9 protein-coding genes are annotated in these 14,029 nt (G+C 62.1%); 5 read left to right on the forward strand and 4 right to left on the reverse strand.

All coding sequences use genetic code 11. The features are described from left to right. Together PLJ71_13415 and rlmB are read left to right on the forward strand one after the other, a co-directional pair. Window positions 1-279: peptide chain release factor-like protein (locus PLJ71_13415; GenBank protein ID HQM49681.1), on the forward strand; the 279-nt coding region annotated here is incomplete at its 5' end. Between the two features lie 20 nt (window positions 280-299). Further along, window positions 300-1,037: a 23S rRNA (guanosine(2251)-2'-O)-methyltransferase RlmB gene (rlmB, locus tag PLJ71_13420; protein ID HQM49682.1), complete on the forward strand. Its 738-nt coding sequence runs from the start codon at window positions 300-302 to the stop codon at window positions 1,035-1,037. On the opposite strand, the gene PLJ71_13425 is transcribed toward rlmB, so the two are convergent. Further along, window positions 1,034-1,468, reverse strand: a complete 435-nt coding sequence (locus PLJ71_13425) for a hypothetical protein (protein HQM49683.1) — start codon at window positions 1,466-1,468, stop codon at window positions 1,034-1,036. The genes rlmB and PLJ71_13425 overlap by 4 nt on opposite strands. Window positions 1,469-1,607: 139 nt before the next feature. Next, window positions 1,608-3,773: a bifunctional serine/threonine-protein kinase/formylglycine-generating enzyme family protein gene (locus PLJ71_13430; protein ID HQM49684.1), complete on the reverse strand. Its 2,166-nt coding sequence runs from the start codon at window positions 3,771-3,773 to the stop codon at window positions 1,608-1,610. Between the two features lie 261 nt (window positions 3,774-4,034). Between PLJ71_13430 and PLJ71_13435 the strand changes: the two genes are divergently transcribed. Both PLJ71_13435 and PLJ71_13440 read left to right on the forward strand, forming a co-directional pair. Further along, on the forward strand, window positions 4,035-5,078 hold the full coding sequence (locus PLJ71_13435) for a Gfo/Idh/MocA family oxidoreductase (protein HQM49685.1): 1,044 nt from the start codon (window positions 4,035-4,037) through the stop codon (window positions 5,076-5,078). A 10-nt stretch (window positions 5,079-5,088) separates the two neighbouring features. Next, window positions 5,089-6,330, forward strand: a complete 1,242-nt coding sequence (locus PLJ71_13440) for a hypothetical protein (GenBank protein ID HQM49686.1) — start codon at window positions 5,089-5,091, stop codon at window positions 6,328-6,330. Window positions 6,331-6,429: 99 nt separating this feature from the next. On the opposite strand, the gene PLJ71_13445 is transcribed toward PLJ71_13440, so the two are convergent. Then, window positions 6,430-8,682, reverse strand: a complete 2,253-nt coding sequence (locus tag PLJ71_13445) for a DUF2723 domain-containing protein (protein HQM49687.1) — start codon at window positions 8,680-8,682, stop codon at window positions 6,430-6,432. 187 nt (window positions 8,683-8,869) lie between these two features. Between PLJ71_13445 and PLJ71_13450 the strand changes: the two genes are divergently transcribed. Beyond that, on the forward strand, window positions 8,870-12,106 hold the full coding sequence (locus PLJ71_13450; GenBank protein HQM49688.1) for a sigma-70 family RNA polymerase sigma factor: 3,237 nt from the start codon (window positions 8,870-8,872) through the stop codon (window positions 12,104-12,106). A 111-nt stretch (window positions 12,107-12,217) separates the two neighbouring features. Here the strand turns inward: PLJ71_13450 and PLJ71_13455 are convergent, their stop codons facing one another. Beyond that, entirely contained in the window at window positions 12,218-13,903 is a 1,686-nt protein-coding gene (locus PLJ71_13455; GenBank protein HQM49689.1) for an FAD-dependent oxidoreductase, read from the reverse strand. Window positions 13,904-14,029: the final 126 nt, after the last annotated feature.

Below are 14,029 nucleotides of genomic sequence, written 5' to 3' on the forward strand. Positions count from 1 at the left end.
GGCCCCGGCGGGCAGAAGAAGAACGTCACGGAATCCGCGGTACGGGTGCGCCATATCCCCACGGGGATTGTCGTTGTCGCCACCGCGTCGCGTTCCCAGCACCGCAACAAGGCCGCTGCTCTTGAGGAGCTCGAGCGCCGCCTCGCATTGCGGCGCCGGCGGCGCAAACGGCGCGTCGCGACAGCGCCGTCCGGGGCGTCGCGGCAACGGCGCGTCGACACCAAACGCCAACTCTCGCGGAAAAAACAGCTGCGCCAGACGCCCGGGGAAGACGACTGACACGCTGGAAAGTGAGCACCATGGCGGATGTTATCTACGGCGCCAACGCGGTGTCCGAAGCGTTGCGCGCCCAAGGGCGAGTAAACCGGATCTACCTCGCAAAGGACGCGAAGGTGCGCGGCAAGCAGGCCCTGGTCGAGCTGGCCCGCGCGCAAGGGATCCCGTACGACTTCGTGCCCCTGGCGAAGCTCAACGAGCTTGCGGATTCCCGCGACCATCAGGGTGTTGTGGCACGTATTAATCCGGTCGCCACCGCCGAACTCGAAACCGTGCTCGCAACCTGCCCGGACCGCGCAATCATCCTCGCGCTCGACGGCGTCCAGCACCCCAAGAATCTCGGCATGCTCGTACGCACTGCGGTGGGCGCGGGGGCGGCCGCCGTCGTGCTCACCTCGCGGGGCGGGGCGCTTCTCGACGAATCGGTGGTCCGCGCCAGTGCTGGCACGGTGTTCCATATACCCATCGTCGCCTTACTCAAACTGCCCGAAGCCCTCGTGCGCATGCAACAGGCCGGATTCTGGGTCTACGGTATGGACGCCGCCGGAAAAGAATCCGTCTTTGACGTGTCGTGGGCGGAACGCTGCGTGCTTGTGATGGGAAACGAGACGGCCGGGCTCCGCGGACCTGTGCGCAAGCGTTGCGATGCGTTAGTCCGCATCCCCCTTGCCCACGACCTTGACAGCCTCAACGTAGCCGTCGCGGCCGGAATCGCGCTGTTTCAGGCAGCCGCTCCCACCCATCCGCGCAAGACAGACTAACCGCCAAAATGCCGCTTGAAATACTGGGGCTCGTCGATGCGGTGCAGCTCGAACCGGTAAAAGCGCTCGGCTTCCTCGTCCGTAATGGGCGGATGCTGGTCTTCCCGGGTTTCGGGCGCCCGTGGTCTGGGACGGCGAGTCGGGCGTTCTCCAAACGGGAAAGGCGACACTCCTTCGCCAAAATCCCACTCCACAGTGCCCGAGAACAGCTCGCGCGGCAGGAATTCTTCCACGATCTCGGCGATGTGATTGCGACGCTCTTCTTTTGTGCCGTTCCGAAGGATTTCGCGGCTCAACGCAATGGCCTTATCCTGAAACAGCACCATCAGTTCGTGACACTCGGGACACGGAAGCACCACCACAACATCGCGGGGAACTTTGGCCATTATCATGCGAGCGTTGCCGCAATGGGGACACGAGAGAGCACTCATGGCAGCCTCTTGGAGCTCATGGGGAATTTCTTACTACCACCCCACCATTATATGACCTGGGAACGGGACGTGTCAAACCGCATGCCCCAAAATCGCTAAAAATCCTTGGAAAACGAATAGTTACGGGTACCTTGCGGCATTATCTCGGCAGCACGGCGTCCACGGTCTCGAGATCCGCGGGAAATGGCAGCACGCAGCGGAATCCCAGGAACGAGTTGGCCTCGTCAAACGCGGCGCTGCGGCGTTCGGTCAACGGCACTTCGGATTCGTTATAGCATCCGCCACGCACCGAAAGGACAGACCCGAACCAGATGTCGTCCAAGGCAACATCGGCACGAGACCGCTCGTACGGGCTCGCGAACACCGACCGCGTCCATTCCATGACGTTCCCCGCCACGTCGTAACAGCCAAACGACGACCGATCGGACTCGAATGATCCCGGCGGCGCAGAACCCGGATAGCCATCAGCGTCTCCGGCGGCACTCGATGCCGCCGCATCCCACTCCGTCCCCCATGGGTAGGGGGAGATTGACCGCGCGCCGCCGTACGCCGCCCGGGCCCACTGGGCCTCTGTCGGGAGAGTCCGTCTGGCCCAGGGCGCCGGAGCCGCCGACGCGGCATACGCCAGCGCGTCGTAGAACGTCACACCCACAACAGGCAATGCCAGAACGCTCTCCTCCACCACCGGGGCGGCAAGATAACCGGGCAGATGCCAATTTCTGTTCGGCTCCAGAGCGAAAGCGCGAAACTGTGCGCCCGACACCTCGAGCTTCTCTATGAAGAAACCGTCCACAAACACCGGGTCGCGGCCCTGTTCCACAACCGTCTCGCCCGGCGGCACGAACGCCATGTCCACAGGGCAGATAACCGGCCCAAGATAGCATTCCAAGGCGTGCCACCCTTCCTGAAACGCATCCGGCTGGCGCCGGGAGGCAAGTTCCTGGGCATTCTTCCAAGACGCGTCGCCCTCATTTACATATGTGGTTTGTGCCATTCGATTCGATGCGTTCCCCTGGTTGGCGGCGCCGCCTTCCGCATCCGCGCCGGACTCCATTCCTGCCGGCGCCGCTGCCTCGCGGGCTGCCATGGCAACCGCTGCCTCGCGGGCGCGCTCCACACGAGCCGCCAAGTCGTCGAACGCCGCCTCAAAGGGGTCCGCCCGGGACGCCGCCGGTTCCGGCGGCGTCCCCGCGTTTGATGTATCGTCCCCGCTCGGGATTCTTTCGAGACGCCACACACCTGCTGCAGCCAAAACGACGACAAGAACGGCCGCCAAAACCCCCAAAATCTTCTTGAGCGGAAAACCGGCGGATACCCTTTGCGGGACGGGAATCTCGAACTCGGGAATCTCGATGCCCGTGCTCTTCTCGACCATCTCCAGCAAACGCTGCAACTCCCCGCGCAACTCCACGGCGCTTTGATAACGGTCATTGGGATCCAGCGCAAGGCATCTCGACACGATGGCATCGAGCTCCGGCGGCGTTTCGTTACGAATCTGCGAGGGCCGCTGCGCGAGGCCTGTTGGAACGTTGCCCGTAAGCACTTCATACAGCATGGCCCCAAGCGCGTAAATGTCGGTCCGATGGTCCACCTTGCTGCTGTCTTTAAGCTGCTCGGGCGACATGTATTTCGGGGTGCCCATAACCATTTGGGCCGACGTGAGCTGCACGTTGGACCTCAGCTTCGAGATGCCGAAGTCCATGAGCTTGACCTGCCCTCGCTCGGTAATCATGACGTTTTCGGGTTTCAGGTCGCGGTGTACAGTGAACTTGTGAGCAAATTCGAGCGCCGCGCTCAGTTGGATCATCAGCCGCAGGGCGTAGGCGATCGGCATGCACTGTCCGGCGGGGATGGAATCAAGCCATTCGCGCAACGAGCGCCCTCTGACATATTCCATCGAGATGTACACAACCGTCCCGGCCATGCCGATATCGTGAACGCGGACGATGTTGGGGTGCGATAGCTGCCGCGCGATGCGGGCTTCGTTGAAGAACCGGTCCACCACGTGCTGATCGTTGGTGAACCTCGGCAACAGCGTTTTCAAGGCCACGTCTTCTTCAAGGGTGTTATCGTGCACCTTGTAAATACAGCCCATGCCACCCCGGCCGATCATGTTGATCACCGTGTACCGGCTGGCCACAACCTGCCCCGGCCGAAAGTACCACTTCGCGTCTTTCGCGCCGCCCTGGCCCGGACCCGTGCCCGGCTGCGACCCGGGCAGGCGCGTCCCGCAATGCACGCACATCTGGTGGCCCAACGGGAACGTGGCCCCACATTTCGGGCATTTGGTCTCCGCTTGCGACATGGTCCTCCGTCGCGGTCGTGCGTCTGCATTCCGCGCTGCAACAATTGCCCCTTGATCGTACCCCGCCGGACGCGCAGGTGCAAACCAGGGCCCCCATTGGAATCCAGCGCCGTATCCATTGCCGCGCGTCTTCCAGGCCAAAGCCGAACCGAGCTTTACTTGGACTCCGGCTCCGGGACTCGCATATGATACCCTGACCACAACGGGCAACAGCATTCCCGTCAATTCGCCCCGGGGAATTGCCATGGAAAGGGTGCGCACATGACCGTCAGGATAGGATTCATCGGTTGCGGGGGAAACGCCAACTGGCACATGGACAGCCTCGTCAAGAATGCGCCCGAGGCTCGCATTGTCGCCGTAACAGACCTCGCGTTCCCCAAAGCCGAAGCAACGGCCTCCAAACACGGCGCAAAACCGTACGCGAGCCACAAAGAGATGCTGGCCCACGAGGACCTGGACTGTTGTTACATCTCGATCCCGCCCCACCAGCACGGCGAACCCGAGATCGACGTGATCCAAAAAGGCCTGCCGTTCTTTGTCGAAAAACCGCTCGCAACCAGCCTCGTACTCGCGGAAGACATTCTCGAGCGCATCCAGCGCCGGGGCATCAAAACCTGCGTCGGCTACCAGATCCGCTACCTTGACATCTGCGACAAGGCCCGCGAAATGCTCAAGGGCCAGTTCATCAACGCCGTCAACGCCCATTACGTCGGCGGCGCCCCCGGCGGCTGGTATACCCGCATGGCCCTCTCGGGCGGGCAAATCACCGAGCAGGCAACCCACCTCATCGACATGATGCGGTTTATCCTCGGCGAAATCGCGTGGCTCGCCGCCACCAACCGCACCGGTGCAAAAGTCACCGCCGACACGCTCGACGCGACTGCCCTGAGCAAAGGCTCGGCCGCGGACGCCGTCGCCGGACTCGATGTGCACGACTACAACATCTGGGATGCAACAGCCCTGCTCATGAAGTTCCGCTCCGGTATTCCCGCAACCTTCATGTGCTCATGCCAGGTGCCCTATATGTGGGACGTCATCTTCGACATCTTCACCACCGAGTTCCGCCTCAAACTGACGTTCGCCGGCATGGAGATCACCCGGAAAGCGGGCGCCGAACTCAAAACCGAGACCATCCCCGCTGATGACTCGCGCAACATCGACGCCGTGTTCGTCGACGCCGTCAGGAGAAACGATTTCTCGAATGTCCGAAGCGATTACGCCGATGCCTTGCGAAGCCTGCGGGCAACGCTTGCGGCAACCGAAGCCGCCATGACCGGCCGCATCATCAACCTGCCCGCGGAATAGGAGAACTCTCATGAAGAACGCCGCTTGGTTTGCCGCAATAACAGGTGTCGCAACGCTCGGTGTTCTCGGAGCCGCCGCACATGCCGCCGAGACTTTTGTTCAGGACCGGTTGGCCATCGGACTCTGGGTCGACCCGCCCCTCGACGCAAACGCCGACGCGCGGTACAAGGAACTCGCCGACGCCAATTTCACGCTCGTCATCGGCGGATTCGGCGGAACCGGCGTCGAAAAGGTCTCCCAGCAAATGGCCCTCTGCGAGAAATACGGCCTGAGACTGGTCGCGCCAAGTCACGGCATCGCCCCGGAAGACCTCCCCGACGGCCCCGCCCTGTGGGGATACAGCCTGCGCGATGAACCCAGCGCCTCCGACTTCCCGGATTTGCGCCAGAAAGCCGACGCCATCCGCAAAGTACGGCCCGGAAAGCTCTGCTATATCAACCTGTTTCCCGACTACGCCAACGAGAAGCAGCTGGGAACGCCCACCTACGACGAACACGTGCGCTTGTTCGTCGAGACGCTCGAACCCAGCGTCCTCAGCATGGACCACTATCCCATCTTCCTGCCCGGACGCGACGGCCGGGAAGGGTACTGTGAGAACCTCGCCGTCATGCGCAAATACGCTCTCGAGCGGAACATCCCCTTCTGGAACTTCTTCAACATCATGCCCTACGGCCCCCACACCGATCCCACCGAAGGGCAACTCCGCTGGCAGATCTTCACGTCGCTGGCCTATGGCGCAAAAGGCGTGCTGTATTTCTGCTACTACACCCCCGTCAGCGATGAGTTTCCAAAAGGCGGCGCCATCATCGCGCGCGACGGACGCCGGACCCGCCACTACTACGAGGCCCAGCGCATCAACGCCGAACTCAAGAACCTTGGCCCAACCCTGATGCAACTTACCAGCACCGGCGTGTACCGCGTCGCCGAAGAAGCGGGCGACAAGCCGGAGACCGTACTCCAAGGCACGCCCATCGTGAACATCACGCGCGCGGACCATGATCCCCCGCATGACTACCTCATCGGCGTGTTTCGTCACGCCGACGGACGCCGCGCCGTCCTGCTCAACAACTACCGGTTCGCCTACACCGCGTGGCCAACCGTCACATTCGACGTGCCCGCAGACCAGGTCATCGAGGTCGACAAACGCACCGGCGAAATGGCCCCCGTCATCGACGACAGCCCCGAGATGGAAGGCCTCCAGGTGTCTCTCGGGGCAGGAGATGGGCGCCTGTTCGTGCTGCCCGCGAAATAGGCGTGACGTGACAGGGAATTCTGGGGACACAATACTCAATCACGAGTGCATGGGCCAAGGGCTCAAAAGCGTCCGCGCGGAAGCAGGCGGGAGCTATGCCTATATTGTCCTCCCGTCGCGAACGGGCTGGGTGGGAGCAGTATCCTTTCCTTCAAGACGGCCGGCCTTTTCCGAGAACCGCCGCGCCGCGTCCGCATCCTTCTTGTCATCGCCGTAGATCGCGCTCATCTCGCGGTAGATCGAGGCATCGTTGGGCCGCAGCCGCGCGGCGCGGTCGAGCCGGGCCAGGGCGAGATCATACTCGCCGAGATTCCGCAAGGTGCGCGCGCTCAACCGTAACGCCGGGTAGTCTTCGGGGCGGTCCGCGAGCACGGTCTCCAATTGCTCGCGCGCATCCCTCCACTTACCCTGTTGCATAAGCGTTCTCGCGAGATTCTTGCGGATGTAGGCAGCGTGCGGCGCCCCGGACAGCGCTCCCCGATAGTACATTTCCGCGGCGTCAAGCAGACCGTGACGCCCGCATTCAGTGCCGACATCGTTGGTCCATTCCGACTGCCATCCTATAGCGGTCAATGCCAGTTCAAAGGCATCGAACGCGTCGTCTTGCGCGTCTTCATCAAGTAACGCGCGGCCCAGCCCGAAGAAATAGTCAAACGCGATGACCGCGTCGGTCCAATCGCCATCGAGACGGCTAGCCATCAGTTCCTTCGCGTTCCACCGGTACTGGTCCCAGATCCCGGCGTACGAGACGGACGGCTCCCGGGGCGCTACCCGGTACAGAAGCCCGGCGTTGACGATCTCGTGGTCCGGCAGCGCCGGAATCATCGAGCGATGACTGAAATACACCGGCCGCGTGGTCTCGTCGATGAAGCGCTGGAGAGCAAGGCTGCGTTGTTCGTTCGTCAGAAACGTCGCCGCCCGGGCCCGCTCCTCTTCGGGCAGGTAGTTGCGGAAAACGGGATCAATGTCCCCGTACTTGTTGCCGATAAACACGTCGGGACGCATCCCCTTCACCACTTGAAGATACACCACCGGGAAAATCGCGTGGTCCGCGGTCGGGATATACACCGCATCCGGCTCCATCGTCTTGAGCACGTTCACGGCGTAATCCAGCGCCATGCGCGCGTTGCTGCGATCGTTGTGCTCATAGTGTTCCATCAACGGCAGCACCATGCATACCGCGGCCACGGCAGCCTGGATCCACTGCTGGTGCCGCGACGCCTTGCCCAGCGCATGAATCGCCACCCCAATCAAAATCCCCGAGACCACATACGCGGGTATCCAATGCGTGCTCACGATCCAGAGCGATTCGTATGTCAGCGCGTAGTTCAGCAGAAGCATAAACCCAAGGACGACCACCGCGAACAGTCCAAAAAGCAGGACCGCCGCGCTGCGCCACCGCTGCCACAGACTCGCAAGCCCCACCAGCGGCAGCCACGCAATGGCCGGCGTAAACTCGCGCACATATCCCTCGAAAAACGCCCGCACCTGCAACGCAAACCGCCCGAACGAATGGGGAAACTGATAGAACATGAACTGGTATTGCTTGCGGGTAATCACGTCCCAGAAACCCTGAAGGGTCTCCGGATTACCCCAGTCCATCGGCGGGTTCGCCGCCGAGCGAATGGGCAAATACAGGTTCACCGAGAAACCCAGCGCCGCCAGGCCCGCCATCGAGGCCAGCAACCCGAACCGCCGCCAAATCCGCGGTTCGATGGCCAGCACGTACAGCCCAAATACCGGCCCCACCATGGCCATCGTGCTGTGATTCGTAAGGCTCAGCCCATAGACCAGCGCGAACCAGCGCAGCAGACGGTCCCGCCGCGATTCGCGCCAAGCCAGAATGATCAAAATGCACCACGCAAAAAAGAACGCGTTCAGCGTGTACACCTCGGCAATGACGCTCTGTTCCCAGAACTCCCGCGAGAACGCCAGCGACAATCCGCCGCCAAGCCCCGCCAAATGGCTCCGCGTCAGACGAATCACGATCAGAATCACCAAAAAAACCGTCGCCGCGCCGAAAACGGCCGACATGAAGTTGACCCGGAAGGCCGCGTCTCCGATCGGGATGACCTTCGTAAACGCATACCCCAACAGACACCAAAGCGGATACCCTGTCGGGTGCGGGATCCCCAGCGTGGCCGCCGCAGCCACCAATTCGCCGCTATCCTCGCCCGTAACCGTCACCGCAAGCGTCTTCAAATACACTGCCAGCGCAAGCAACGCCCCCAGTATCGCCAACGCGTAATCGGACCCCGTAAACGCGTTCCAGGGACCATAGGATTTCGGACGCGGCTCGGTAGACCCGCTGTCCGGGGCATCAAGCTGATCGGGCATATCGGTATCGATCATGTTTTGTATCATACCGCGAATCGGCCAATTTCGGGGACACAATACTCAATTGGGACTTTCCGCACACATTTTGTCATGGATCTATTGCGCATTCGTAGTCCGAATTGAGTATTGTGTCCCCGAAACTACAAAGCGCCTTACCATTTGGCCTCCCGCGGTGAGATAGGAGTAGGATAAAACAACGAGAATGGGAATTGCGGAAATGGCCGATTCCGACAAGGCACTGCTCGAACGGTGGATGCGTGAACGCGAGCCCGAAGCCTTTCGAGCCTTGTGTCTGCAATATGCGGGGATGGTATATGCCACGTGTGCCCGGGTGTTAAGAGACCCTGCCAAGGCCGAAGACGTGGCCCAGGAATGTTTCGAATCCCTCGCAACCATGAAGAAACCGCCTCATGGCCACTTGGGTCCGTGGCTGCACAAGGTGGCTACCTACCGGGCCCTGAACAGCGTGCGTTCCGACATCCGCCGCAAGGAGCGCGAAAAACGATACGCCGAATCGAAAACGGTGCATGTCGAGCTGCAATGGGACGACATCTATGAACTGATCGACGAGGCCATCGCCGACCTCCCCTATCGCCTGCGCAGGCCCCTTGTCGGTCATTTTCTTGAAGGCAAGACCCACCAGGCGATTGCCCGCGAGCTTGGCGTCTCCCGCCCTGCCGTCACCCAGCGCATTGACCGGGGCATTCGCGAGATACGAAAGGGTCTCGTGCGGCGGGGGGTGCCTATCACCGCTTCAGCCCTCGCGGCACTGTTCCGTGCAAATCTGGCCGAAGCGACGACCGTCCCGGCTTCATTATCAGCGGGACTGGGAAAACTCGCCTTGTCAAGCGGCGCAACGCCCGCGGGAACTGCCGGGTTCGGGTCGCTGACGGGCACGCTGGCTTTCAAACTCGCGGCCGGAGCCATCCTGGCACTCGCGGTAAGCATCGGCGCCGCTTATCTAGCGCATCTGAAAAACGATGCCGCGCCGCCAGCGCGTGCGCAGCCTGTAGCGCTCGCCGTGGCATCGGATGATTCTCCGGCGCCGACCACGAAGCCTGAGACCGCCGATGAGCCTCGTTCGGCTCCGGGCTCGAGCAACGAACCCTGGCTGCCTGACCAGCCCCAGTGCTCTGTCTCTGGGCGGGTGCTATTAAGCAATTGGCAACCGGGCGATGGGCCCGCATGGGCCGACGCGGCAAGACTCAAGATAGTCGATGGTGAAATCAGCGGCTCGACCAGTATGGGCTGGCACGAGGTGGAAGTTGGCGGGGAGTATTCCTTCACCAATTTCTCGCCCGGAACCTATGTCATCCGCGCCCAACTGCGAGCCGCCTTCGGAAGCAAAGAGATCGCCCTCAACGCCGGCGACAACGTCACCAACTTCGACATTCAAATCCAGCCGACTGATACGGCCCTCGGGGGACAGGTAACCGACCCCGACGGACACCCTCTTGAGCGTGTTGCCGTTCGCGTCTATTCCGGGATGGGAACCTTGTTCTTTGTGGGTGAGACGCCAACAGACCGGGACGGACGCTACGAGTTTCGCCATCTGCGCGGCGCCCCGCCAAACGCACCAGGAGAAAATTTGGGCTCTCTCTACCACATCTACTTTAACAAGCCGGCATATCACACTCAGAAGGAATATCACGGGTTCACCCTTGAAACGGGAGAACACCGTCTTGACCTGGACACGGTCATGGTACCGGGGCAGTACGTGCTTTACGGCCGCGTGGAGACTTCCTCCGGACACGGCGCCCCGGGCCTCGAAGTCAGCGGCGCCGGCCAGAGCACGCAAACCGCCCGCGACGGCACGTTCGCGCTCCCCAATCTGTACGGGCCCTGCGATGTGCGCGTGACCCTGACGCACAAGGACCCGTGGTGCGCCGTCTCGCCGGAGAAGTTCGAGTATCCTGGCGGCGGGGATTGTCAGGGGGCGCTCTTCACCGTCGAACCGGGCGGGACCGTAACCGGAATACTGAAAACGTGTGATGGCGGACAGGCCGTATTGACGCAACTGACCGTGGATGACGATCACCTCGCGCTGGAACCGTTCGTAGAGTCCCGTTCGTGGCGAGAGAGAGCGTTCAAGGGCCCTTACGATGCAAACCAACGCGTGACGGTCTCTTCTGGCACGCCGTTCCGTTTCGTTGGCGTGCCTCCCGGCAGCCATCGGCTGATCGTACTCTCTGAGCAGAGCTTTGCGCCCTGCTTGTCTGATGAATTCACGGTTTCCGCAAATGAGACTGCCGACCTCGGCGAGGTCGTTCTGAGCCATGGCGGCACGGTGCGAGGAACAATCCTGGTCGAGGCCGAGAACTTCGAATTGGAGTGGGTAAAGTTGAAGCCGGCCGGCCGCGAAGAGCGCGCAAAGGAGCTATACGCCCCTGCGGCGTGGGCCGAAGTGGACCATGTCGAGGAGCAGCCGCGCGAACTGCGTTTCGAGTTCGAGCAAGTCATGCCAGGACGTCACGAAGTCCACTACCAGGGCCGTCTTGCATTTTCCGGCCGCACACAGAATTTCGCGGACATCAAACAGGTAGATGTGCGCGACGGCGAGATCACATGGATGACATTCCCGCCGAAGGGCGTGGAGGCCGAGACGTCTACTCCCCCGCGCCAGGAGACCGTCGAGGGCGACGCCAGCCTCGCGGGAATCGTTGTCTGGGATAACGGTGCGCCGGCGGCGGGTGCGTCCTGGGAGGTCGAGTCCGGTTCGATCGAGCGCGAGGGCGTGACGGACGGCAACGGGCGGTTTCGTGCCGAGGGCTTGAATCCGGATGGAAACTACCGGCTCCGGGTGATTGTGGAGGGACAGCGTCATAAGGAATATTACCACCCCCAAGATGGTCTCCGGATTGTCTTCAACCGTCCCGCTACCGTCTCAGGGCGGCTCCTTTACGCGGATTCGCGCCTTCCGGTACAGCGCGCGGCTTTCCTGGTGCTCACCGAAGGTGACACGCGCGAATTCGGACCGGGTCTCGATGCGGACGGCGCTTTCTCCTTTGGCTTTGTGCCGGAAGCAGCGTCTGCGGCGATGGCCATCGTGGGCCCTGATTTTGCGCCCATCGTAACTGACAATTTCACCCTGAACCCGGGCGCTGGAATCGACCTGGGCACGGTCCACGTGCAAGCTGGATTAGAAGTGACGGGCACGGTCGCCACACCTGAAGGTGAACCGGTCCCCTTCGTGAACATACAGGCATCGCCTGTATGGAGTCCCGGCAAAGACCTGCATGGCAACTGGGGAGACACGTGGACGCGTCAACGGACGGCCATCACCGACAGTTCCGGGCGCTTCACCCTGCAAAATATGGCCGAAGGCACGCACCGCATCTCCCTGGAAGGCCCCGGCTATGTCCCGGCAACGCAGGAGCTCGACATCCAACCGGGCATGCAGCTTGCACTCACCCTGAACCCCGCTGAAGCGGCGGATTGAAGCGGCACGAGCCTTGTTCCCTGTCAATGATTCCGTCGAAAGCGCGACAATTATGCACAGTCTGAGAGGCCTCAGAAGCCCCGCAGGCCCCATCGTTCTTTGCTCCGCCGCCTACTGCACCTTCTCATACGGCCACATGGCGATGCCGCCGTCAAGCACCCGCACATCCTTGAATCCCGCGTGTTTGAGAATCAGGCCCGCTTCGTATCCGCGCAGCGAGATCTTGCAGAACGCGACGATCGGCTTGTCCTTGTCCAGCTCGTGCAAACGGCCGCGCAACGCGCCCAACGGGATGTTGAGCGATCCCGGCAGCCGCACCTGCTCGAATTCGCCCGGCGACCGCACGTCCAGGAACACGGCCGCATCCTTCTTCTGCATGAGTTCGTGCACTTCCCGGGCGGTGATGCCGTTCATCGCGCCGGACAGCTTGTTCCGCGCGATGTCCGCCGCGGTGATGATGTTGTCCATGGCCGGCGAATAAGGCGGCGCGTAGCATAGATCCACCTTTGCGAGCTGGTCCACGGTCATCCCCGCGGTGATGGCCATCGCCGCGATGTCCACGCGTTTGTCGCCTGCGCCGGGGCCCACCGCCTGCAATCCGAGCAGTTTCCGGCTCGTACGCTCCACCACCAGTTTCATCATCAACGGTCTCACCGTGGGCATGTAGTGCGCCCTGTCCGGCGCCGGCGAATGGACCGTGATCACGTCGAACCCGCCCGCGCGGGCCTGCCGTTCCGTGAGCCCCGTCCGCCCCACGCAGAAATCAAACACCTTGCAGACCGCGCTCCCCAGAATCCCCGGATACGTGTCCTGGCCGCCGCAGATGTTGATCGCCGCCACCCGGCCGTGCTTGTTCGCAGTCGAACCCAGCGGCACATACGACGGCTCCCCCGTTATCAGGTCGACGTTCTCCGCGCAGTCGCCAACCGCGAACACGTTCGGGTCGGACGTCCGCAGATGGTCATCCACTTTGATCGCGCCCGTCCTGCCGATCTCGAGCCCCGCCTGTTTTGCCAGCGCCACGTTGGGCCGAACGCCAATCCCCATGATCACCATGTCCACCGGGAGCACGCCCTGGTTGGTCACGACGCGCTTGACCTTGCCGCCTTCGCCCTCCAGCAACGTTGCTGTCGTGTTCGTCATGACCTTGACGCCTCGCGATTCCATGTGCTGCTCGACCAGCTGCGCCATCTCCCAATCGAGCATCCCGAGGATCTGATCGGCCAGCTCGACCATGGTCACCCGGCAACCTTTCTCGACCAGGGCCTCCGTCACTTCGACCCCGATGAGCCCGCCGCCGATCACCACCACGTCCTGCGCCTTGTCTTTGCTCAGCAGATGGCGGATGCCCTCGGCATCGTTTACCCCGTGAAGGGTGAATACGTTTTCAAGCTCGATCCCCGGAACGGGCGGCTTCACCGGAGTCGCGCCGGTCGCCAACACCAGGTAGTCGTATTCGAGCCACGTCTCTTCGCCCGAAGCCAGGTTCCGCGCGCGTATGCGCTTGTTTTCACGGTCAATCTCAACGGCCTCCGTGCCGTTGTGCACAACCACATTCTTGACCTTCTGGAAGAACACGGGGTCGCGCACCGCGCCCGCCGGCGTCGACATCAGTTCCGCCTGTTCTTTCACTACGCCCGAAACGTAGTACGGCAGCCCGCAGCCCGCATAGGACAGGAATTTGCCCTTCTCGAGAATCGTCACTTCCGCCTCCGGCTGCAACCGGATGATCTTCGACGCCACTTTCGGGCCGGCAGCCACCCCGCCTACGATCACTACTCTCAGTTTAGCTGTCATCTCGGGAGCTCCTTGTCCCATTGCTGTTTCCGGGGCTGGCCCGGCGGGCATATCGGCGACTATCCGCGCTCCGCCCAAATCAGACCGCTCCGCCCACACGCGGCCCCCGGCACGGCCAATCATCGC

The organism is Candidatus Hydrogenedentota bacterium, assembly GCA_035416745.1.
Classification (GTDB): Bacteria; Hydrogenedentota; Hydrogenedentia; order Hydrogenedentales; family SLHB01; genus UBA2224.

Excerpts from the sequence above, each read along its gene's own strand:
- rlmB (HQM49682.1), top strand. The coding sequence starts at position 300 with ATGGCGGATGTTATCTACGGCGCCAACGCGGTGTCCGAAGCGTTGCGC.
- PLJ71_13425 (HQM49683.1), bottom strand. The coding sequence starts at position 1,468 with ATGAGTGCTCTCTCGTGTCCCCATTGCGGCAACGCTCGCATGATAATG.
- PLJ71_13430 (HQM49684.1), bottom strand. The coding sequence starts at position 3,773 with ATGTCGCAAGCGGAGACCAAATGCCCGAAATGTGGGGCCACGTTCCCG.
- PLJ71_13435 (HQM49685.1), top strand. The coding sequence starts at position 4,035 with ATGACCGTCAGGATAGGATTCATCGGTTGCGGGGGAAACGCCAACTGG.
- PLJ71_13440 (HQM49686.1), top strand. The coding sequence starts at position 5,089 with ATGAAGAACGCCGCTTGGTTTGCCGCAATAACAGGTGTCGCAACGCTC.
- PLJ71_13445 (HQM49687.1), bottom strand. The coding sequence starts at position 8,682 with ATGATCGATACCGATATGCCCGATCAGCTTGATGCCCCGGACAGCGGG.
- PLJ71_13450 (HQM49688.1), top strand. The coding sequence starts at position 8,870 with ATGGGAATTGCGGAAATGGCCGATTCCGACAAGGCACTGCTCGAACGG.
- PLJ71_13455 (HQM49689.1), bottom strand. The coding sequence starts at position 13,903 with ATGACAGCTAAACTGAGAGTAGTGATCGTAGGCGGGGTGGCTGCCGGC.